Here is a 21,436-nt window from a genome sequence, read left to right as displayed (position 1 = left end):
ACAGGGTTACGACGATTAGCTGTCCCGCATGATTCGGCTCGACGTTTCACTACCCCGGACGTCGACGGAGAGTTAGACGGTCTGCCGAAACCGGTGCAGTGACGATTCTGCACAGCAGTTTCCGCACGGTAACGGCGACGGCGGCACGGGGCGGGCAGCGGCTCGCGGCGGCGAAGGACGCGAGTGAGAGTGGAGCGACGTGCGAGTACGGGGAAACGGGGCCGGAGGTGCCCGGCCCGAGCGGCGCGGTCCGGGGGCCGGCGGTCTGGTCGGCAGGGCCGAGGAACTGGGGGTGCTGCGCCGCCTCCTCGCACAGCGCCGCCTCGTCACCGTGGTGGGCGGCGCGGGCGTCGGCAAGAGCCTCCTCGCCGCGCATGCGGCCGCCGCGGTCGGCGGCTCGCTGGCCGACGGCGTGGTGCGCGTGCGGTGGTGGGACGGCGGGGCCACGCGACGGCGGACCGTCGCGCAGGCGGTCGCGGAGGCGCTGGACGCCGAGGCCGAAGGCACCGGCACGGCGGTCGGCGTCGACGAGGTGGTGGCGCGGCTGCGGTCGCGCCGGATGCTGGTGGTGCTCGACGACTTCGATCCGGTGCGCGTCGACTGCGTCCACCTGGTCCACGCGCTCCTCGAAGGCGCTCCGGGCGTCCGGGTCCTGGCCGCGGGCCGCCATCCGCTCGGCCTCGGCGACGAGGCGGTCCTGCGCCTGGGCCCACTCGCCGTCACGGCGCCCGGCCCCGAACCCACGGACCACGGCCCCGCTGTCGCCCTGTTCCTCGACCGGGTACGGGCCGCGCGACGCCGCGTCGCCGCGACCGGTCGACAGCCCTGTGCCCCGGAGCCGACCGACGGCCCCGCCGGCACCGCCGACAACGATGGCGGCGCGGGCGTACGACGACTCCGGGGCGCGGTGGCGCGGGCGCGCCGGGGACGCGCCGCGTGGGTGATCGCGAACCGGCGCGTGCGGGGCGCGTCCGCGGGTGACGAGGACGCGGCGACGGTGGGTGGGCCGGGTCCGGCGGAGGGTGACGCGGACGCGCCGGTGAGCGGCGGCACGGGACGTCTCACCGGGGACGACACGATGCCCTCGCCGGTCTCCTGTGACGTCGAGCCTCCCTGCGGCGGCGAGGCGGAGTGGGTCGTGCGGGCGGGCGGGGACACGGCGGCGGGAACGAGTGCGGATCCAGCCGTGCGAACGGACAGCGACCCGGCGCCCGGAACAAGCGCGGACCCAGCCGTGCGAACGTCCCTGGAGCCTGACGTACGACCCGCCGTCACGGAGGCGCGTCTCCCCGCGCCCGAGGACGCGGCCCTCGCCGCGGGGGCGAGTACGGACCCGGCCGCACCCGCGGACGTGGAGCTTGACGTACGACCGGACCCCGAACCTCCCGTACGCGCGGAGACTCGACTCCCCGTACCCGAAGACACGGCTCCCGCCGCACGGGCGAGTAGCGACCCGGCCGCCCCCGCAAACGCGCAGCCCGACGTACGACCAGTCACCCAACCCCCCGTACGCGCCGAAGCTCGCCTCCCCGTGTCCGAAGACACGGCCCCCGCCGCAAGGACGAGTACCGCCCCAGCCACCCCCACCGACGACGAACTCCGCATCGCCCTCCACATCTGCCGCCGTCTCGAAGGAATCCCGCTGGCCATCGAGTTGGCGGCCGCTCAGGTGGCCGAGTATTCGATGGTGCAGATCGTGCGGATGCTGGACGCCGGGCAGGGGTGGCTCGGGGTGGCGGACGCGCCGTTGCGCAGGCACCGGTCGCTGCGGGCCGCCGTGGGGGCGGGCTATGCGCTCTGCGATCCCACGGAGCGCACCACGTGGGCGCGGCTCAGTGTCTTCGCGGGGGACTTCGACGAGGACGCCGCGGTGTTCGTGTGCTCCGGCGGCGGACTCGGCGCGGAGGAGGTGCCGGTCTGTCTGGCCCGTCTCGTGCTCGCCTCGGTCCTGACCCCGGTCCGCGACCCGGGCGGCGTGCTGCCGCCGCGCTACCGGATGACGGAGGCCGCCCGCGGCTTCGGCGCCGAAAGGCTCCAGTCGGCCGGCGAGACGGCCGCCGCGGTGAGCCGTCACCTGTACTGGTACGCGAACATCGCGGCCAGCGCCCACCACTTGTGGAGCACGGGCCTGCACGAAAGGGCCACGTCACTGGTCCGCGAGGAGGAGGACAACCTGCGCGCCGCGCTGGCCCGGCAGCCCCGGTCCGCCGACGAGGCCGCCGGGGCGCTCACCGTGGCCGTGGACCTGTGGTTCTGGTGGGCGGTCTGCGGTCACGCGGCCGAGGGGCGCGAGCATCTGCGGCGTCTGCTGCCGCAGGGCCGCGTCGACAGCCGGCTGTGCGGTCAGGCGCTGTGGCTCGCGGGCTGGCTCGCCGTATGCGTAGACGCGCCCGACGCCGCCGAACTCCTGGGCCAGGCCTGGCGCGTGGGCATGCTCGCCGGCGACGACGCCACGATCGGTCGCGTGTCGCACGTGCTGGGCGCGGTCGCCCTGGAGGAGGGCAGGACGGAGCGGGCCATCGCCCACCTGCGCGAGGCTGCCGACACGATTCCCGTGCACGCGGAGCACGGTCCGGCCGTCGCCGTCAGCTGGGCGCTGCTCGCCGTGGCGCAGGCGAGGGTGCGGCCCGCCGACGCCCGGCGCAGCATCCGCCGCGCGTCGGCGGAACCGCAGCCCCGGCACGATCTGTGGACACGGTCCATGACGCAGTACGCGCAGGCCGTCGTCGACCATCTGCGCGGGCGCCGCAGCCGCGCCTGGCGCCGTGCGCACAAGGCGCTCGCGGGGGCGGTCGGGGTGGCGGGCGCCGCGCGCACCACCACGGCGTGCGGGAGCGACGGCACCACCGGCGCGACGGGATCCGTCGGCGCCCCGGCGATCGCCACCGTGGCGGGGCCGCCAGGTGCCGCGCTCATCCATCAGCTGATCGCGGACATCGAGGCGGGGCCCGCACCGTCCGTCTGACGGGGCGGGTACGCGCGAGCGACGGGCGCGGACAGGACACCCCCCGCCGGCCGCGCTCAGCCCCGCCGGGCCAGCACCGTCCGCCAGTCGGGCGCGGCCGCCGTCTCCGACTCCGTACGGGACGGTGTCGTACGACGGCGCCCGCCGCGGGTGAAGAAGTCCGCGAGGGGGAGCGTCGCGGCGCCCACCGTGACGGCGTCGGGGCCGAGTTGGCCCAGCTCGATGGTGACGCGGGCGGCGGGGTGGCGCAGGGCGTACGCGTCGGCGTACTCCCGTACGGCGGGCAGCAGTCGGGGGCCGAGCTGGAGGCCCGCCCAGCCGCCGACCAGGACGCGTTCGGGGCCGAAGAGGTTGACGAGGTCGGAGATGCCCGCGCCGAGGTACTCGGCGGTCTCGTCGAGGACGGCCACCGCGACCGGGTCGGGCGCGCCCCCGTCCTGCGGGTGCGCGGCGGCGAGCAGCGCACTGACTCCGGTCTCCTCGTCGGCGCCCGGGGGCAGTTGACCGCCGGCTTCCTGCCACCGTTCGAGGAGGGCCTCCGCCCCCGCGTACGCCTCCAGGCAGCCGCGAGCCCCGCAGCGGCACCTGCGGCCGCGGACGCTCACGGTGAGGTGGCCCCACTCGGCGGGACCGCCGCGCACGCCGCCGTGGATGACCCCGTCGGTGACGACGCACGCGCCGACCCCGGAGCCGAACAGGACGATCGCCGCGTCCCGTGCGCCGCGGCCGCCGCCGAACCACATCTCGGCCTGGCCTAGCGCCCGTGCGCCGTTGTCGACGAAGTAGGCGGTGTCGGTGGGGAGTTCGACGGCTTCGCGCAGCATCGCCTCCAGCGGGACGGCGTCCCAGCCGATGGTCTGGCCGTGCACCACGGTGCCGCCGGACGCGTCTTGGTCGACGATCCCCGGCACGCCGACGCCCACACCGATCAGCTCACCGGCACCGGTACCGGCGGAGCCACCGCCGCCCGAGAGGCCCTCGACTACCTCCGCGACACCATCCCGGACATGACGCACGATCAGCTCGACGTCGTGGCCCGAGTCCGTCAACGGCCGCTCCGTACGGGCCAGTTCGGAGAGCGCCAGGTCGAACGCCTCCACGCGCACCCGGGTCTCCCCCACGTCGACGCCGATGAGGCGGCCGCTGGACGGGGCGACGCGCAGCAGCGTGCGCGGGCGGCCGCCGTCGGACTCGACGATGCCCGCCTCCTCCAGGAGGCCGTCCGCGGCGAGTTCGGCGACGACGTTGCTCACGGATCCCGAACTGAGCCCGGTCGCGGGGCCGAGCGCCTGTCGGCTCATCGGCCCGCCGAAGTACAGCCGCCGCAGCACCGTGGCGCGATTGCCCACGCGCAGGTCGCGCACCGTTCGACTGCTCCGCTCGGCCATGTGGCTCCTCTCCGGTCCGCAACATACCCGTGCGCGACCCCTTGACGCGACTATCTCTCAGGTTTTAACTCACGTCCTAAATTAAGCCGTGAATTCATTCAGGCGCTTAACTCGGTGCGCCCCCATGCCCGTTGATCACCGAAGTCGATCATCAAGAGTCGAACACCACGAAAGGTACGGATCCGTCATGCGCAGAATCCGAGCCGCGGCCGCGCTCCTCACCGTCACCGCCCTCACCGGCACCGCCGCGGCGTGCGGCGGCGGGAGCAGCACAGGGGGCGCAGGCAGCAACGCGTCGCCCAAGACGCTCACCTACTGGGCGTCCAACCAGGGGCCGAACATCGCCGCGGACAAGAAGATCCTGACGCCCGAGCTGAAGAAGTTCGAGGAGCAGACGGGCATCGAGGTCAAGCTGGAGGTGATCCCCTGGTCCGACCTGCTCAACCGGATCCTGGCGGCGACCACGTCGGGCCAGGGCCCCGACGTCCTCAACATCGGCAACACCTGGTCGTCCTCGCTCCAGGCGACCGGCGCCCTGCTGCCCTGGGACGCGAAGAACTTCGCGGCGATCGGCGGACGCGACCGGTTCGTGCCCGCCGCGCTGGGTTCGACGGGCGCCACCGGCAAGGACCCGGCGGCCGTGCCGCTGTACTCCCTGTCGTACGCGCTCTACTACAACAAGGCGATGTTCAAGGACGCCGGGATCGACGGGCCCCCTGCCACCTGGGACGAACTGGTCGCCGACGGCAAGAAGCTGTCCAAGGGCGGCAAGTGGGCGCTCGGCGCCGAGGGTTCGAACCTCGTGAACAACATCCACCAGGCCTTCGCGCTCGGCAAGCAGCACGGCGCCGACTTCTTCGACGCGGACGGGAAGCCGACGTTCACCTCCGACGGCGCCGTCGCGGCCGTGCAGCAGTACGTCGACTTCATGGCCAAGGACAAGATCATCGCGCCGGGCAACGCGGAGTACGCGCAGAACCAGTCGCTTCGGGACTTCGCGCAGGGCAAGACGGCGATGGTGCTCTGGCAGGCCGCGGCGACCACGTTCGAGGCGCAGGGGATGAAGCCGGACGAGTGGGGGGTGGCGCCCGTGCCCGTGGCGTCCGGCCTGCCCGGCGCGGGCAAGAAGGTCAACTCGATGGTGGCGGGCATCAATCTGGCCGTCTTCAAGAACACCGACAACATCGACGGCGCGCGCAAGTTCGTGAAGTTCATGACGAGCGACGCCGAGCAGGCGCACCTCAACAAGGCGTACGGTTCGATCCCGCCGGTCAAGTCGGCGCAGAAGAACGCCGCGTTCGACCGCGCGGACACCGCCGTACTGCGGGACACGCTCCTCAAGAGCGCGGCGCCGCTGCCGCAGGTGCCCGACGAGTCGCAGTTCGAGACGTCGGTGGGCACTGCCATCAAGAAGCTCTTCGCCGACGCGGCGGCGGGCAGGACCGTGACGAGGGACGCGGTGAAGGCCGAACTGGCCAAGGCCCAGCAGCAGATGCCGAAGAGCTGAGTGCCGCCCGATGAGCACGCTCACCTCACCGCGCGGGCCGCGCGAAGGGACGCAGCACGAGGGCGGGAAGGCGGGCCCGCCCACCGCGGCGCGCGGTCTGCGCGACCGTCTCCCCGCCCGGCTGCGCCGCGTCTCGCTCCCTTACCTCCTGCTGCTTCCCGCGCTGCTGCTCGAACTCCTCGTGCACCTCGTGCCGATGGCGGTCGGCATCTTCATGAGCTTCAAGGAGCTCACCCAGTTCTTCATCCGCGACTGGGGCGCCGCGCCGTGGACGGGCCTGGACAACTACGCGCTCGCGGTCGACTTCGACGCCCCGGTCGGCGAGGCGCTGCTGCACTCGTTCGTCGTGACCGTCGTGTTCACGGTGCTGTCCGTGGGCCTGTGCTGGCTGATCGGCACGGCGGCCGCGGTGTTCATGCAGGAGAACTTCCGGGGCCGCGGCCTGCTGCGGGCGATCTTCCTCACGCCGTACGCGCTGCCGGTCTACGCCGCCGTGATCACCTGGTCGTTCATGTTCCAGCGCGACACGGGCCTGATCAACCACGTCCTGTACGACCAGCTGGGTCTGACCGACAGCCGGACGTTCTGGCTGATCGGCGACAACAGCTTCGTCGCACTCCTGACCGTGTCGGTGTGGAAGGGCTGGCCGTTCGCCTTCCTCATCATCATGGCCGGTCTGCAGAACATCCCAAAGGAGCTGTACGAGGCGGCCGCGATCGACGGCGCGGGGATCTGGCAGCAGCTGCGCCGGATAACGCTGCCCTCGCTCCGCCCGGTCAACCAGGTGCTGGTCCTGGTCCTCTTCCTCTGGACCTTCAACGACTTCAACACGCCGTACGTCCTGTTCGGCAAGTCCGCGCCCGAGGCCGCCGACCTCATCTCGATCCACATCTACCAGTCGTCGTTCGTCACCTGGAACTTCGGCACGGGCTCGGCGATGTCGGTCCTGCTGCTGCTCTTCCTGCTCCTGGTGACCGCCTGCTATCTGCTCGTGACCTCGCGGGGACGGAGGACCGCCGATGTCTAGCCGCACGCCCCTGCCCGAGCGCATCCCGGTGACGGGCCGCTCCCCCATGGCGGCGCCGCGTTCGTTCCTGTGGACGCGGCGGATCTTCCTGACGCTGCTCACCGGGTTCGTACTGCTCCCGGTGTACGTGATGATCAGCAGCTCCCTGAAGCCCCTAGAGGATGTGTCGGGGTCGTTCCGCTGGCTGCCCAGCGGGTTCACCGTCCGCCCCTACCTCGACATCTGGACGACCGTCCCGCTCGCCGACTACTTCATGAACTCGCTCATCGTGGCGGGCGCGGCGACCGTCTGCTCGGTGGTCATCGCGGTGTTCGCCGCGTACGCGGTCAGCCGCTACGCGTTCCGCGGCAAGCGCGTCTTCACGGTGACCGTGCTGTCCACGCAGATGTTCCCCGGCATCCTGTTCCTGCTGCCGCTCTTCCTGATCTACGTCAACCTCGGCAACGCCACGGGCATCGCCCTGTTCGGCTCGCGCGCCGGGCTCATCCTCACCTATCTCACCTTCTCGCTGCCGTTCTCCATCTGGATGCTGATCGGATACTTCGACTCGGTGCCCAAGGAGCTGGACGAGGCGGCGCTCGTCGACGGGTGCGGGCCGCTCGGCGCGCTCTTCCGCGTCGTGGTGCCCGCCGCGATCCCCGGCATCGTCGCGGTCGCCGTCTACGCCTTCATGACCGCGTGGGGAGAAGTGCTCTTCGCCTCCGTCATGACCAACGACACCACCCGCACGCTCGCCGTCGGGCTCCAGGGCTACGCCACACAGAACGACGTGTACTGGAACCAGGTCATGGCCGCATCGCTGGTCGTCAGCGTGCCCGTCGTCGCCGGCTTCCTGCTCCTCCAGCGCTATCTCGTCGCCGGACTCACCGCGGGCGCGGTCAAGTGACCCGCGGAAGCCGTCGAACACCGCGCGAACGCGGTCAACTGCCCCTTCCAGAAAGGACTTCCGTGATCCACCCCTCCGCCATGGACCTCTCCGCACTCCCCCGGGACTTCGTGTGGGGCGTGGCCACCTCCGCGTACCAGATCGAGGGAGCCGTCGCCGAGGACGGCCGCGCGCCTTCGATCTGGGACACCTACGCGCACACGCCGGGCCGCGTCGACGGCGACGACACCGGCGACGTCGCCTGCGACCACTACCACCGCTGGCCCGAGGACATCGCGCTGATGCGGGAGCTCGGCGTCGACTCCTACCGCTTCTCGCTGGCCTGGCCGCGCATCGTCCCCGACGGCTCGGGTGCGGTGAACGCGGCAGGTCTCGACTTCTACGACCGGCTTGTCGACGCCCTCCTCGACGCGGGCATCACCCCGAACGCGACCGCCTACCACTGGGACCTGCCGCAGGCGCTGCAGGACCGCGGGGGCTGGCCCGAGCGGGAGACCGCCGAGCACTTCGCCGCGTACGCCTCGCTGGTCGCCGAGCGCCTCGGCGACCGGGTGCACCACTGGGCCACGCTCAACGAGCCGCTCTGCTCGGCGTGGATCGGTCACCTGGAGGGCCGCATGGCGCCGGGCCTCACCGACCTGGGCGCCGCCGTGCGCGCCTCCTACCACCTGCTGCTCGGGCACGGCCTGGCCGCCCAGGCGATCCGCGCCGCGGCGCCCGGCGCGCAGGTCGGCGTCGTCAACAACCTCTCGCCGGTGCGGCCCGCCTCCGACCGCCCCGAGGACGTCGCCGCGGCCCGGCGCGCGGACGGCCACACCAACCGCTGGTGGCTCGACCCGCTGCACGGTCTGGGCTTCCCCGCCGACATGCGGGAGGTCTACGGCGTGGAACTCCCGGAGCGCGCTGGCGACTTGGCGACCATCGCGCAGCCCCTGGACTGGCTGGGCCTCAACTACTACTTCCCCGCCGTCGTCACCGACGACCCGACGGGTCCCGCACCCTTCGCCCGCCAGATCCACCGCCCCGACGTCCCGCACACCGGCATGGACTGGGAGATCGACGCGTCCGGCATCGAGACCCTGCTGATGCGCCTGACCGAGGAGTACGGGGCGCGCAGGCTGTACGTCACCGAGAACGGCTCGTCCTACCCGGACGTCGTCCGCGCCGACGGCTCGATCGACGACGCGGAGCGCGCCCGCTACCTGCGCGAACACCTGGCGGCGTGCGCCCGCGCCACCGGTCGCGGCGCCCCGCTCGCCGGGTACTACGCCTGGTCGCTCCTTGACAACTTCGAGTGGGCGTACGGCTACGACAAGCGTTTCGGGCTCGTCCACGTCGACTACGCCACCCAGCGCCGCACGATCAAGGCGAGCGGCCACCACTACGCGGACCTGATCCGCGCTCACCGCCGCAGCAGTCCGAGCTCCCCTATCCTCAGCAGCCGCGCCAGCACGAGGTAGCCCGCCACCATGGTCACGCCGCCCGCCGCGAGGGCCAGGCCGGTCGCCGCCGTACCGGTGAGCGACACCTCGGCCCCGGCGCGGGCGGCGGCCCAGCCCAGCGCCCCTGCCAGGGCCGACGCGAGGAACAACTTGCCGTAGGTGCGGGCGAGTCGGTGCCCGTCCAGATACCCGCCGAGCCGCCGGCGCAGCAGCCGCGCGGTGAGCAGCAGGCCCACGGCGTACGAGAGGGTGTAGGCGGCGGCCATCCCGGTGACCGCCCAGCGGGTGGGCAGCAGGAAGTGACAGGCGCTGGCCAGGGCTATGTTCATGCCCGCCACCCACACCGCCATCCAGAACGGGGTGCGGGTGTCCTCGTAGGCGTAGAAGCCGCGCAGGAGGAGGTACTGGGCGGAGAACGGGATCAGGCCGAGTCCGAACGCCTGGAGCATGTGGCCGAGCGGTTCGGTGGCCTGGGCGTCGGACGCGCCGTGGGCGAAGAGGAGTTCGGCGGTCTGCGGTCCGAAGGCGAGGAAGAAGAATCCGGCGGGCACGATCACGGTGCCGGTGACGCGCAGCGCACGGGACAGCTCACCGCGCAGATCGGCGGTGCGTCCCTCGGCGGCCGCCTTGCTCATCCGGGGCAGCAGCGCGGTCACCAGGGAGACGGTGACGATGGACTGCGGGAGCAGCCAGATGGTCTGCGCGTACGTGTACGCCGTGTATCCGGCGCCCGCGTGCGGCAGGCGCTGGTCGGCGGCGTTGGCGTAGTTCGAGACGACGGTCAGCGCGACCTGGTTGGCGAACACGAGGAGCAGGGTCCAGCGGGCGACCCGCGCGCTCTTGCCGAGACCGGTGCCGCGCCAGTCGAACCGGGGCCGGAAGGGCACACCCGCCGCGCGCACGAACGGCACGAGCGCGAGGGCCTGCACGGCGATGCCCAGGGTGGTGCCGACCCCGAGGAGTACGACCTGCTCGCCGGTGATGTCGTGCACGCTCTCCGGCACGGTCATCAGGCCCAGGTAGAGGCCGAACATGGTGACGAGCACGACGTTGTTCAGCACGGGGGTCCACATCATCGCGCCGAACTTCTCGCGGGCGTTGAGGACTTGGCCGAGCATGCCGAACAGACCGTAGAAGAAGATCTGAGGCAGCAGGAACCGGGCGAAGACGACGGTGAGTTGGAACGCCTCGTGGTTGGCGGGACTGTCCCGCATGTACAGACCGACGATCTGCGGCGCGGCCCACACGGCGAGGGCGGTGCCGACGCCGAGCACGCACACGACGAGCGTGATCAGCCGCTGCTCGAAGGCACGCCCTCCATCGGGGTCGTTGGCCCGCGCCCGCACCAACTGAGGCACCAGCACGGCGTTCAGCGCCCCACCGATGAGGAGGGTGTAGAGGCTGGTGGGCACGGTGTTGGCCGTGTTGTACGTACTGGCGAGCAGCCCGGTGCCGAGGGCGGCCCCCTGGAGCACCTGCCTGATCAGCCCGGTGGCCCGGGAGACGACGGTGCCGAAGGCCATGAGGAGGGAGGAACGGGCAAGGGATTTCATGCACTTGATCTTGGCATGCACAGTCAGCCTGCTCGCCCCCGAAGAAATCGGTGGGCCGGAGCCGGTTCCTCGCCGATACTGCCGCGATGTACTCCGAGACGTACTCCGACGCCGACACCGCAGCCCTCTACGACCTGCTCAACCCCTGGGACGGCACGCGTCATCGCTCCGACGCCTTCTACAACGGCCTCGTCATGCGGGCGGACGCCGTCCTCGATGTCGGCTGCGGGACCGGAGTCATGCTGCACGCGGCACGCGCGCGTGGGCATGCCGGGCGGCTCGTCGGACTCGACCCGTCCACCGCCATGCTCGACCGGGCGCGGCGGCGCACCGACATCGAGTGGGTGCGGGGTACGGCCCAGGACGCCCGCTGGGAAAGGGAGTTCGATCTCGCGACGATGGCGAGCCACGCGTTCCAGTGCCTGGTCGGCGACGACGAACTGCGCGCGTCGCTCGCCGCCGTGCGGGCCGCGCTGCGCGACGGCGGCCGCTTCGCCTTCGAGACCCGGCATCCGCGGGCCAGGGCTTGGGAGGAGTGGAATCCGTCGCACGCGCGGGAACTGGTGGACGGGGCGGGGCGTGCCGTACGGGTGTGGCACGAGGTGGTGGAAGTGGCCGGGGACGTGGTGACGTTCACCGAGTCCGTCGGCCGCACCGACGTCGGTGCTGACGTCGGTGCCGACGGCGGCGTGCTGCGCGTCGACCGCACGCGGCTGCGCTTCCTGGACGTCCCGGCCCTCGGGGACTTCCTCGCCGAGGCCGGGTTCACCGTCGAGGCCCAGTACGGGGACTGGGAGCGCGGGCCGGTCGTCGCGGGCAGCCGCGAGATCGTCACGGTCGCGCGGCGGGTCTGACCTCGCCCCGCGCCGGGCTCGGGCGCAGGACGCCCGCCGTGCAGGCGGCGACCACGCAGAAGGCCACCGGCAGGAAGAACGTCACGTTGAGCGGCATGAAGTGGGTCAGCGGTCCGATGACGGCGGGGCCCGCGAGCATCCCGAGGTAGCCGAGCCCCGCGACGCGCGAGACGTTGACGCCCGCCGCATCCCTGTCGGCGTGGCCCGCCGCGCTGAAGAGCTGGGGTATGCAGCCGGAGAGGCCCGCGCCGAACACGGTCCAGCCGGTCAGGGCGAGCGGGGTCCACGGGGAGAGCGCCGCCACGGTGAGGCCGACCGCGGCCACGCTCGCGCCGTAGCGCAGGATGGCGACCGGGCCGAAGCGTGCGGCCACGCGGTCGGCGAGGAAACGGCCCACCGTCATGGCGGTGGCGAAGGCTCCGTAGGCGAGCGCCGCGGTGGCCGCGGGTGCGTCGAGGACGTCGCGCAGGTGCAGCACGCTCCAGTCGTTGGCGACGCCTTCGCAGAGCATCAGCATCAGCGCGAGGGCGGCGAGGAACCAGATCCGGCGGGGAGTGCGGCGCTTGGCCGTCGCGGCCACCGGGTCCGCCTCCCCTTCGAGGTTCGCGTCGCTATCCCGGTTCGCACCGGCTTCCCGGTTCGCGTCGTCGCCCGCCGCCCGCTCGGCGCGGAGCAGCGCCGGAGCCGCGAGACCCGCGGCCGCGAGACCCGCCACGGCGATCGCGCCGAGGGTCGCCGCCGGGCTCCAGCCCCAGCTGAGCGTCCGGGCCCCGACCAGGGCGGCGAGGACGCCGCCGATGGAGAACGTGGCGTGGAAGGCGGACATGACGGGCCGTCGGTAGCCGTGCTCGACCTGGACGGCGTGGGCGTTCATGCTGACGTCGAGGCAGCCGTTGCCGAGGCCGAGCGCGAGGAGCGCGGCGCCGAGCGCCCAGACGTTCGTGGCGATCCCGGGCAGCACCAGAGCCGCACTGCACAGCGCCGCGCTCACCGGTACGACGGTCCTGGCGCCGATCCGGTCCGTGAGCGGGCCGACGATCTGCATCCCCACGAACGCACCCGCCCCGAGCAGCAGCAGGAGCCAACCGAGCACGGCGTGGCTGATCCCCGCGCGGTCCTCGATCGCGGGGATGTGGACGATCCACATCCCCATGAGGAAGCCGTTCAGGGCGAAGTAGCCGAAGGTGGCCCGCCGGGCCGCCCGCAGTGCGCTGCCCACGCCGTTCTCCCCGCGTTCCATGGTCTCCTGCTGATCCATCGACTTCGCCCGTCTCTCCGCTCGCTTCACCTGAACGAACATAACGAACAACATTCATGTGCGGAAGTTTGATTTTCGAACAGGGCTGATGTTTCATGTGGGAGTGGCCAGTACAGATCGACTTCGGCAGATCATGGACGCGGTGCGCGAGGCGGGCCGGATCGGTGTCGCGGAGCTCGCCGGGCTCACCGGCGCCTCGGAGATGACCATCCGGCGCGACCTGGAGACGCTCGCCGACCAGGGTGTCCTGGAGCGCTACCGGGGCGGCGCCCGCAGCCTGCTGCTGCGCGGCGAGGAGCCGCCCTTCGCGCTCCGGGAGCAGGACGGCACCGAGACCAAGCGGCGCATCGCCGCCGAGGTCGCGGGGCTGATCGCCGACGGCGAGTCCGTCGTCGTCGACAGCGGCACGACCTGCCTGGAGGTCGCCCGCGCGCTGGCCCATCGCAGGCTGACCGTCATGCCGCTGTCCCTGCACGCGGTGAACGCGCTGACCGGGGCGCCGCAGCTGACGCTGCTCGTACCCGGCGGCCGGCCCCGGCCCGGCGAGCTCGCCCTGACGGGGCCGCTGACCACGGCGTCCCTGGCGGCCCTGCGTTTCGACACGGCCGTCATCGGCTGCTGCGGGCTCACCGCCGCGGACGGACTGACCGCCTACGACCTGGACGACGCCGCCGTCAAACGCGCCGCGATCGGCTCGGCCCGCCGGGTCGTCGCCGTCGCGGAGGCGGCCAAGCTCTCCCGTACCGCCCTGGCCTTCGTCGCGCCCGCCGCCGCCCTGCACGCCGTCGTCACGGACACCGCGGCACGGGACGAGGAGACCGAAGCGCTGGCCACGGCCGGCGTGACCGTACGAAAGGTATGACCCGACCCCCATGAACGACATCAGCGACAGCACCGGCGCGGACGCCCCCACCGAGCCCGCGATCCTCCTCTTCGACATGTTCGGTGTCATCGCGCGCCACCAGTCGCAGGACGGCAAGGACCGGCTCGCCGCGCTCGCGGCCGCCCCCGAGACGGCCTTCTGGGACGCCTATTGGGGGCTGCGCCAGCCGTACGACCGCGGGGACGTGGCAGGAGCCGCGTACTGGCGGCGGGTGGCCGAGACCCTCGGCACGCACTTCGACGAGGAGCGGATCGCGCGGCTCGTCGAGGCGGACATCGCCAGTTGGAGCGCCGTCGACGAGACCATGGTCGCGCTGATCGAGGAGCTCGCGGCCGCGGGCAGGCCGATCGCGCTCCTGTCCAACATCCCCGAGGAGCTGACCGCCCACTACGAAGAGCGGCATTCCTGGCTCAAGCACTTCCAGGTGCGTGCCTTCTCCTGCCGCATCGGCCACGCCAAGCCCGAGCCCGGCGCCTATCTCTGGTGCTTGGACGCGCTGGACGCGGCCCCGGGCGGCGTCCTGTTCGTGGACGACCGCGAGGAGAACATCCGGGCCGCCGAGGCGGTCGGCCTGCGCGGGCACCTCTTCACCTCGCCCGCGGACCTGCGGAAGGCGCTCGGCCTCAGCGTGTGATCGCGCCGAGCAGGGCCTTCGCGCACAGGTCGCGCACCTGTTCCCGGGTCAGGACGGGCTCGTCGAGCCACTCCAGGCAGACGGCCACCATGAAGGCGAGCCAGCCCCGTACGGCGAGGCGCAGCGCGGGCGGATCCTGGGTGATCCCGCCCGCGCCCGGGTCGGCGGCGAGGGCCGCGAGGATCTGCCGCTCCTGGGCGGCGAGGCCCCTGCGGTAGACCTCGCGCACCAGCGGATCGCCCGCGGCCTCGGCCCGGTGGAAGGCCCGGAAGCCGTGCGCGTGCGTCTCCACGTAGCCGAGGAACGTGTCGAGCCCGGTGGTGATCTGCTCGCGCACCGGCACCCCGTGGACGGCCGCCGTCAGGCGCAGCATCCGCTCGCTCTCGCGCTGCACGACGGCGGCGAAGAAGTCCCTTTTGGTCGGGAAGTAGTGGTACAGGAGACCGCGCGACACCCCGGCGATCTCCGCGACGCGCTCGATCCACACATCGTCGTACGGCTTCTGCGCGAACAGCCGCGACCCCACCGAAAGCAGCTGCTCACGGCGCTCCTGCGTGGTCAGTCTGCGACGCGTGCGCTGCTGCGGGTTCGCGGCCATGCAGGCACCTTACTTGACGCGAATTCAACAACGGCACCAGACTGGAACCTCCTATTGAATCCACGTACAACAGGCCCAACGGGTCCGTCGGACAAGGGAGATGGGCACATGGCGCAGTCGACGCGGCCCGCGACAGGCCAGAGGGGTCCGGCAAGCCCAGCACGTCCGGCCGGGCATACGAAGGGCTTCCGCAGCGCGGAGCACGGCTGGCCCGAGCTGCGCCGCATCCCGCATCCGCCGCGCCGCGTCCCGCTGCTCGGCGACGTGCTCGGCGTCAACGTCCGCACCCCGCTGCAGGATTCGATGCGGATCGCGGACCAGCTCGGCCCGATCTTCCGGCGCAAGGCGTTCGGCAAGGAGTTCGTCTTCGTGTGGGGGGCCGCGCTCGCCGCCGATCTCGCCGACGAGTCACGGTTCGCCAAGCACGTCGGCCTGGGCGTCGCCAACCTCCGCCCCATGGCGGGCGACGGGCTCTTCACCGCGTACAACCACGAGCCCAACTGGCAGCTCGCGCACGACATCCTCGCCCCCGGGTTCAGCCGGGACGCGATGGCCGGCTACCACCCGCTGATGCTCGACGTCGCGCGGCAGTTGACCGACCGCTGGGACGAACGCGAGGCCGCGGGCGACGCGGTGGACGTGCCGGGCGACATGACGAAGCTGACCCTGGAGACGATCGCCCGCACCGGCTTCGGGCACGACTTCGGCTCGTTCGAGCGGACCACCCCGCACCCCTTCGTGACGGCCATGGTCGGCACGCTCTCCTTCGCCCAGCGCCGCAACGTGGTGCCGCCGCTGCTCGGCCCGCTGCTGCTGCGCGACGCGGACCGGCGCAACGACGCCGACATGGCCTACCTCAACCGCACCGTCGACGAGGTGGTCGCGGCCCGCCGCGCCGCCGGGGGCTCCGGCGAAGGCCAGGGCGACCTGCTCGACCGGATGCTGGAGGTCGCCCACCCCGACACCGGGGAGCGGCTCTCCGCCGAGAACATCCGCCGCCAGGTCATCACCTTCCTGGTGGCGGGCCATGAGACGACGTCCGGCGCGCTGTCGTTCGCGCTGCACTACTTGTCGCGCCATCCCGATGTCCTCGCACGCGCGCGTGCCGAGGTCGACGAGGTCTGGGGAGCCGACGGGGAGCCCGCCTACGAGCAGGTGGCCAAGCTGCGCTACCTGCGCAGGGTGCTCGACGAATCGCTGCGGCTGTGGCCCACCGCACCGGCCTTCGCCCGCGAGGCTCGCGAGGACACCACGCTCGGCGGCGTCCATCCGATGCGCAGGGGCGCGTGGGCGCTCGTCCTCGCGACGATGCTGCACCGCGACCCGCAGGCGTGGGGCGAGAACGCGGCGGAGTTCGACCCCGACCGCTTCGCCCCTTCGGCGGTACGGGCCAGGCCCGCGCACGTCTTCAAGCCGTTCGGCACCGGCGCACGGGCCTGCATCGGCCGTCAGTTCGCGCTCCACGAGGCCACGTTGGTGCTCGGACTGCTCCTTCGCAGGTACGACCTGCACGCCGATCCCGGCTACCGGCTGCGGGTCACCGAGCGCCTCACCCTGATGCCGGACGGCCTCACCCTGCGACTCGGGCGCCGCGCCAGGGACGCGTAGGGGCCCGAATGTCAGACCCGTACGCGAGAGTGGAGGTGGCATCGGTGCGATGCCGTCCGTGCCACCCAGCGCAGAGGAGTCACTCGACATGACCGGCACGACGTCCGAGGAACTGCGCGCCGCCCAGGCCTGCTTGCGCCTCCTGCACACCGCGCGCGCCGCGCTGTCCGATCCCGACGCGGTCTCCCCCGCGGCGGCCGCCTCGCTGCTCGCGGGGCCCATCGCGGAGGCCGACGAGGCGCTGCGCCGCGCGGGCCTCGCGGGCAACGAGGCGGCACTCATCGACCGGATCTACGATCTCTCCCCGCCGCCACCCCCGGCACCGGCCCCGCGGACCGTGGGCAGGCCCCGGGGCGAGGCCGCCAAGGTGTTCCGTTCCTGCGCGCGCGAGAGCAGCGCGTCATGAGCGCGCCGGAGAAGAGCTCCGAGGGCAACGAGTCGTACGGCCACAAGGAGTTCAAGCGCTCCAAGAGCCACTTCGCGGACCGCGTCACCGCCGACGGGCGGGACGGCTGGCCGGTCGAAGCGGGCCGCTACCGCCTCGTGGTGAGCCGCGCCTGCCCCTGGGCGGGCCGGGCGATGATCGCGCGGCGGCTGCTCGGCCTGGAGGGCGCCCTCTCCCTCGCCGTCACCGACCCCGTCCAGGACGACCGGAGCTGGCGCTTCACGCTGGATCCCGGCGACCGCGATCCGGTGCTCGGCATCCGCTTCCTGAGCGAGGCGTACGAGGCCAGGGAGACCGGCTATCCGGGGGGTGTCAGCGTGCCCGCGATCGTGGACGTGCCCAGCGGGAGGCTCGTCACCAACGACTTCCAGCAGATCACGCTCGACCTCGCCACCGAGTGGACGGCGCTGCACCGGGAGGGGGCGCCCGATCTGTACCCCGAGCCGCTGCGCGACGAGATCGACGGCGTCATGGACGGCATCTACCGGGACGTGAACAACGGCGTGTACCGCGCCGGTTTCGCACCCCGGCAGAGCGAGTACGAGACCGCCTGCACCGAGGTGTTCCGCCGCCTGGAGCTGACGTCGGAGCGCCTCGCGGGGCGCCGCTACCTCGTCGGGGACACCATCACCGAGGCGGACGTCCGCCTGTTCTGCACCCTGGTGCGGTTCGACGCCGTCTACCACGGCCACTTCAAGTGCAACCGCTGGAAGGTCGCCGAGGACCCGGTCCTGTGGGCGTACGCCAGGGACCTCTTCCAGACGCCGGGCTTCGGCGACACCATCGACTTCGACCACATCAAGCGGCACTACTACCAGGTGCACGCGGGGATCAATCCGACCGGGATCGTGCCGCTCGGGCCCGACCTGGGCGGCTGGCTGACGCCGCATCACCGGGAGCAGCTGGGCGGGCGGCCGTTCGGTGAGGGAACGCCGCCCGGTCCGGTGCCCGAGGGCGAGGAGGTACCCGCCACGGGCCGCCCCTGACCTGCTCCCCGCCCCCGCTCTCGTCCGCGTCCGGCGGGCGCCTGACGTGGCGGCGGTTCAGCGGATGACGTCGAAGACGTTCTTCTGCAGGCCGTTGGCGTAGGCCTCGTGCTCGACGAGCTTCAGCTTCTGGGTGTCCTTGTCCGTGCCGCTGAAGAGCCGCTTGCCCGCGCCGAGCAGCAGCGGGAAGACGAGCAGGTGGTAGCGGTCGATCAGGCCGGCGTCCGACAGGTCCCGGTTCAGGGAGGCGCTGCCGTGCACGATGATCGGGCCGCCCTCGGTCTCCTTGAGCGCGGCGACCTCGTCGAGCGAGCGCAGGATCGTGGTCTCGCCCCAGTTCGACACGAGGTCGCCCTCGCCGAGGGTGGTGGAGACGACGTACTTCGGCATGACCTTGTAGTCGGCGAAGTCCGCCATGTCGGGCCACACGGGGCTGAACGCCTCGTAGCTGGTGCGGCCCATCATCATCGCCGTGGCTTCCTGCTGCTCACGGCCCTTGATCTCGAAGGCCTCGGGGAGGAACTCGATGTCCTTGAACGTCCACCCGGAGTTCCGGTATCCGGGCTCGCCGCCCGGCGCCTCCACGACGCCGTCGAGGGACATGAAAGCGGTGCTGATCAACGTACGCATCTGGGGTTCCTCGGTATCTCGTGTCCGGCTCTCAGCAGATCCGGTCGATGCGCGATTGGACCACACGTCCGGCCGTCGCGCATCAACCGGGATCTCAGACCGCGGGGCCCGCGGAAACTCATCGGTGCCTCGGCAGGAGGGTGCGGGGCAGGGGCCGCGGGCCGGGGCTAGACGGCGCTGGACAGGTCCCAGGTGAACTTGTCGCCGCCCACCCAGCGCACCGCGTCCGGGTCGTCCAGATCGTGCACCGTGATGCCCGCCATGACGGCCGCGTCCAGGACGTCCGTGACGGTCTTGGCCTTGCCGACGACCTCCCCGTCGATCTCCACGATGCGGAACGGCGGGCTGCCGGGCTGCACTCCGAGGACCGTGATCCGGGGGTTCGCCATGTACAGGTACGCGCTTTCTGTCATGTCGTGAACTCTTCCACGGTGTCCGGGGAGACCGCCTCGCCAGTCGGCCGCTCGGGCTACTCGGGACCACCCACGAGACGCCGGGCCGCCGACCGCGCGGCGGCGAGCGCGCCCCTGCGGTCCGCGCCGCGCTGACCGAGCACGACACGTGTGCTCAACCCGTCGAGCAGCGCGAGGAGTTCGTCGGCGCGGCCCGCGGCGTCGTCGACCGCGAAGACGTCCGCCGCGCCCCCCTCGGCCAGCAGCGCCGCCAGGTCCTCCCGCCACCCCTGGTCCAGCTCGTCCTGGGCGGTGCGCAGCGGCTCGTTGGACCCGGCGCGCGCCCAGAGTTCGAGCCACAGCGTCCAGCGCGGATCGCGCGGCCCCTTCGGCAGGTACAGCTGGAGGAAGCGGTCGAGCTTGCGGGCGGGCGCGGTGCGGCCCGCGAGGAGCGTACGGCGTTCCTCGGTGAGCGCCGCCTCGCTCCAGCGCAGCGCCTCCAGGAGCAGCCGGTCCTTGCTGCCGAAGTAGTACAGGATGTGGCCGCCGCTGGTGCCGAGGCGGTCGGCGAGTGCGGACATGGTGAGCGCGGCGAGGCCGTTCTCCGCGATGGCCGTCATGGCCTCGTCGAGCATCCGGTCCCGCGCGACCTGCCCGTCCCGCCGTCGTGCCACGTCCGCTCCGCTCCCGCCTGTGCGCCGACCCTCGCCGCCGCTCCTCACCCGGTCCCGCGTCGACCCTATCCCCGCCTGCCACCGGGAGATTTCCCCCGGGGTCTTGACGGCCCGGGGGCGCGTGCCGCACTTTGAATGCCGTTCTAATTCATAGAACGGCATTCAAACTCTGGATGCCGGAGAGCGAGGTCCCGCATGGCGCAACAGGTCCCGGAGTCCGGCGGGAGGGGCACGGGAGTCAGCAGCGACGAGGTCTTCCGGGTCGAGACGCACGGGATCGACCCGATCCCCGACGCGGACCGGCACGGCAGCGCCAAGGACCTGTTCTGGCTCTGGTTCGGCTCCAATCTGACCTTCACGTACGTCATCAACGGCGCCCTCGCCGTCTCCTTCGGCCTCACCTTCTGGCAGGCCGTGGCCGTCGTCGTGATCGGCGGTCTGTCCTTCTTCGTCATCAGCGCGGCGGGCCTGAGCGGCATCAGGACGGGCACGGCGACGCTGGTGATCTCCCGGGCGGCCTTCGGTGTCCTCGGGAACTTCCCCGCGGGGCTGCTCAACTGGGTGGTCTCCATCGGCTACACGATCGTCAACACGGTGGTCGGCACCCTCGCCCTCGAAGCCCTCCTCACCGATCTCGGCCTGGCCGGCGGGGACACGGCACGGGCCCTGGCGCTCACGGTGACGCTCGCCATGACCTTCGCCGTCGCCATGTGGGGGCACGCCACGGTGCAGCTCGCCGAACGCTGGCTCGCGTACGTCCTCGCGGTGGGCTTCGGCGTGCTGCTGCTCCTGCTGCTGCCCGGCACCGAGTTCGGCGGGTCCGGCACGGGCGGCGGTGCGGGCTTCTCCGGCTGGACGCTCGCGTTCGTCGTGATGCTCGCGGGCCCCTTCTCGTATCTGCCGATGCCCGCCGACTACACGCGCTACCTGCCGCGCGACACCTCGCTGCGCTCGATCACCGTCTCCGGGGCGCTCGGCGGCCTGCTCTCCTCCGTGGCGCTCGGCGTCGCCGGTGTCGCGGCCGCGAGCCAGACCGACATGACCGACGCGGTGGCCGGTGTCGAGGGACTCCTGCCCGGCTGGTTCCGCCCGGTGTTCCTGCTGCTCGTCCTCGGCGGCTCGGTCACCAACTCGATCCTCACGCTCTACTCCTCCAGCCTCAACCTCCAGGTGCTCGGCATCCCCTGGAGCCGCGCCAAAGCCATCGTGATCAGCGTCGTCGTGACGGCGCTCGGCTCGCTCGGCGCGCTGTTCCTGACGGACTTCACCGAGTCGCTGCTCGGCTTCCTCTCGCTACTGATCATCGTGTTCGCGCCGTGGGGCGGGGTGTTCCTCGCCGACATGCTGCTGCGCCGCTGCCGCTACGACACCGAAGCGCTGCACACGACCGGGCGCGACGGCGCGTACTGGTACCGCGCCGGATTCCACCCCGCGGGCCTCACCGCCCTCCTCACCGGCATGGTCTTCGCGGCGCTGACCTGCGACTCCGAGCTGTGGACGGGACCGCTCGTGGCACCGCTCGGCGGCGGCGACCTCACCCTGCTCGGCTCGGCCGTCGCCGCGCTCACCTACTGGGCACTCGCCCGCCGCACCGTCCGCACCCCGGGCCCTTCCCCGTCCCGTACGACATCGACGACCTCCCGTACGCCATGAGCCGCCACCCGTACGACCCGAACCGCCCGCGCCACCCCAGGAGTTCACCCCTC

Annotated in this window: 19 protein-coding genes; 12 read left to right on the top strand and 7 right to left on the bottom strand. The window is 72.1% G+C overall.

The genetic code is table 11. The features are described from left to right. Positions 1-199 precede the first annotated feature (199 nt). Complete coding sequence (locus tag ACIO9J_RS23310) at positions 200-2,965, top strand: AAA family ATPase (protein ID WP_402002670.1); 2,766 nt, start codon at positions 200-202, stop codon at positions 2,963-2,965. A 56-nt stretch (positions 2,966-3,021) separates the two neighbouring features. Here the strand turns inward: ACIO9J_RS23310 and ACIO9J_RS23305 are convergent, their stop codons facing one another. Then, the gene (locus tag ACIO9J_RS23305) at positions 3,022-4,353 is read right to left on the bottom strand and encodes an ROK family protein (protein WP_402002668.1); all 1,332 of its coding nucleotides are present in this window, start codon (positions 4,351-4,353) and stop codon (positions 3,022-3,024) included. A gap of 187 nt (positions 4,354-4,540) precedes the next feature. Here ACIO9J_RS23305 and ACIO9J_RS23300 point away from each other — a divergent pair, with 187 nt between their 5' ends. The 4 genes from ACIO9J_RS23300 to ACIO9J_RS23285 all read left to right on the top strand — a co-directional run bounded on the left by ACIO9J_RS23300 (position 4,541) and on the right by ACIO9J_RS23285 (position 9,233). Continuing rightward, on the top strand, positions 4,541-5,860 hold the full coding sequence (locus ACIO9J_RS23300; RefSeq protein WP_402002665.1) for an ABC transporter substrate-binding protein: 1,320 nt from the start codon (positions 4,541-4,543) through the stop codon (positions 5,858-5,860). Positions 5,861-5,870: 10 nt separating this feature from the next. Next, positions 5,871-6,887 (top strand): carbohydrate ABC transporter permease, encoded by a 1,017-nt coding sequence (locus tag ACIO9J_RS23295; RefSeq protein WP_402002663.1) that lies wholly within the window; start codon positions 5,871-5,873, stop codon positions 6,885-6,887. A 46-nt stretch (positions 6,888-6,933) separates the two neighbouring features. Further along, positions 6,934-7,773, top strand: a complete 840-nt coding sequence (locus ACIO9J_RS23290) for a carbohydrate ABC transporter permease (protein WP_402003591.1) — start codon at positions 6,934-6,936, stop codon at positions 7,771-7,773. A gap of 80 nt (positions 7,774-7,853) precedes the next feature. After that, positions 7,854-9,233, top strand: coding sequence for a GH1 family beta-glucosidase (locus tag ACIO9J_RS23285; RefSeq protein ID WP_402003588.1), 1,380 nt, complete (start codon positions 7,854-7,856; stop codon positions 9,231-9,233). Here the strand turns inward: ACIO9J_RS23285 and murJ are convergent. Continuing rightward, a complete protein-coding gene (gene murJ, locus ACIO9J_RS23280) occupies positions 9,176-10,768 on the bottom strand; it encodes a murein biosynthesis integral membrane protein MurJ (RefSeq protein ID WP_402002660.1) in 1,593 nt (530 codons plus the stop codon). The two genes, ACIO9J_RS23285 and murJ, sit on opposite strands and share 58 nt — an antisense overlap. An 86-nt stretch (positions 10,769-10,854) precedes the next feature. On the opposite strand from murJ, the gene ACIO9J_RS23275 reads away from it, so the two are divergent. Next, complete coding sequence (locus ACIO9J_RS23275) at positions 10,855-11,622, top strand: class I SAM-dependent methyltransferase (protein ID WP_402002657.1); 768 nt, start codon at positions 10,855-10,857, stop codon at positions 11,620-11,622. Here the strand turns inward: ACIO9J_RS23275 and ACIO9J_RS23270 are convergent. Next, positions 11,600-12,862, bottom strand: coding sequence for an MFS transporter (locus ACIO9J_RS23270; RefSeq protein WP_402003585.1), 1,263 nt, complete (start codon positions 12,860-12,862; stop codon positions 11,600-11,602). The genes ACIO9J_RS23275 and ACIO9J_RS23270 overlap by 23 nt on opposite strands. Positions 12,863-12,983: 121 nt before the next feature. On the opposite strand from ACIO9J_RS23270, the gene ACIO9J_RS23265 reads away from it, so the two are divergent. Together ACIO9J_RS23265 and ACIO9J_RS23260 are read left to right on the top strand one after the other, a co-directional pair. After that, positions 12,984-13,742, top strand: a complete 759-nt coding sequence (locus ACIO9J_RS23265; RefSeq protein WP_402002654.1) for a DeoR/GlpR family DNA-binding transcription regulator — start codon at positions 12,984-12,986, stop codon at positions 13,740-13,742. Between the two features lie 10 nt (positions 13,743-13,752). Continuing rightward, a complete protein-coding gene (locus ACIO9J_RS23260) occupies positions 13,753-14,397 on the top strand; it encodes an HAD family hydrolase (RefSeq protein WP_402002652.1) in 645 nt (214 codons plus the stop codon). Here the strand turns inward: ACIO9J_RS23260 and ACIO9J_RS23255 are convergent. Then, entirely contained in the window at positions 14,387-14,995 is a 609-nt protein-coding gene (locus ACIO9J_RS23255) for a TetR/AcrR family transcriptional regulator (RefSeq protein ID WP_402002649.1), read from the bottom strand. The two genes, ACIO9J_RS23260 and ACIO9J_RS23255, sit on opposite strands and share 11 nt — an antisense overlap. A gap of 108 nt (positions 14,996-15,103) precedes the next feature. Here ACIO9J_RS23255 and ACIO9J_RS23250 point away from each other — a divergent pair, with 108 nt between their 5' ends. The 3 genes from ACIO9J_RS23250 (at position 15,104) to ACIO9J_RS23240 (ending at position 18,034) form a co-directional block, all read left to right on the top strand. Further along, positions 15,104-16,603, top strand: a complete 1,500-nt coding sequence (locus tag ACIO9J_RS23250; RefSeq protein WP_402002646.1) for a cytochrome P450 — start codon at positions 15,104-15,106, stop codon at positions 16,601-16,603. An 88-nt stretch (positions 16,604-16,691) separates the two neighbouring features. Beyond that, entirely contained in the window at positions 16,692-17,009 is a 318-nt protein-coding gene (locus ACIO9J_RS23245) for a hypothetical protein (RefSeq protein ID WP_402002643.1), read from the top strand. Next, on the top strand, positions 17,006-18,034 hold the full coding sequence (locus tag ACIO9J_RS23240) for a glutathione S-transferase family protein (protein ID WP_402002640.1): 1,029 nt from the start codon (positions 17,006-17,008) through the stop codon (positions 18,032-18,034). The genes ACIO9J_RS23245 and ACIO9J_RS23240 overlap by 4 nt, the downstream gene beginning before the upstream one ends. Positions 18,035-18,091: 57 nt before the next feature. Here ACIO9J_RS23240 and ACIO9J_RS23235 read toward each other — a convergent pair whose 3' ends face one another. From ACIO9J_RS23235 to ACIO9J_RS23225, 3 genes are all read right to left on the bottom strand, one after another. Next, positions 18,092-18,664 (bottom strand): dihydrofolate reductase family protein, encoded by a 573-nt coding sequence (locus tag ACIO9J_RS23235; RefSeq protein ID WP_402002637.1) that lies wholly within the window; start codon positions 18,662-18,664, stop codon positions 18,092-18,094. Positions 18,665-18,831: 167 nt separating this feature from the next. Then, complete coding sequence (locus ACIO9J_RS23230; RefSeq protein ID WP_055544170.1) at positions 18,832-19,077, bottom strand: hypothetical protein; 246 nt, start codon at positions 19,075-19,077, stop codon at positions 18,832-18,834. A gap of 56 nt (positions 19,078-19,133) precedes the next feature. Then, positions 19,134-19,691 (bottom strand): TetR/AcrR family transcriptional regulator, encoded by a 558-nt coding sequence (locus tag ACIO9J_RS23225; RefSeq protein ID WP_402003582.1) that lies wholly within the window; start codon positions 19,689-19,691, stop codon positions 19,134-19,136. A gap of 234 nt (positions 19,692-19,925) precedes the next feature. On the opposite strand from ACIO9J_RS23225, the gene ACIO9J_RS23220 reads away from it, so the two are divergent. Then, entirely contained in the window at positions 19,926-21,383 is a 1,458-nt protein-coding gene (locus ACIO9J_RS23220; RefSeq protein WP_402002634.1) for a purine-cytosine permease family protein, read from the top strand. Positions 21,384-21,436 lie beyond the last annotated feature (53 nt).

Origin of the sequence: Streptomyces sp. NPDC087300 (assembly GCF_044744425.1) — a bacterium.
In the GTDB taxonomy this organism is placed as follows: domain Bacteria; phylum Actinomycetota; class Actinomycetes; order Streptomycetales; family Streptomycetaceae; genus Streptomyces.
This window is presented reverse-complemented; position numbering and strand designations above follow the sequence as displayed.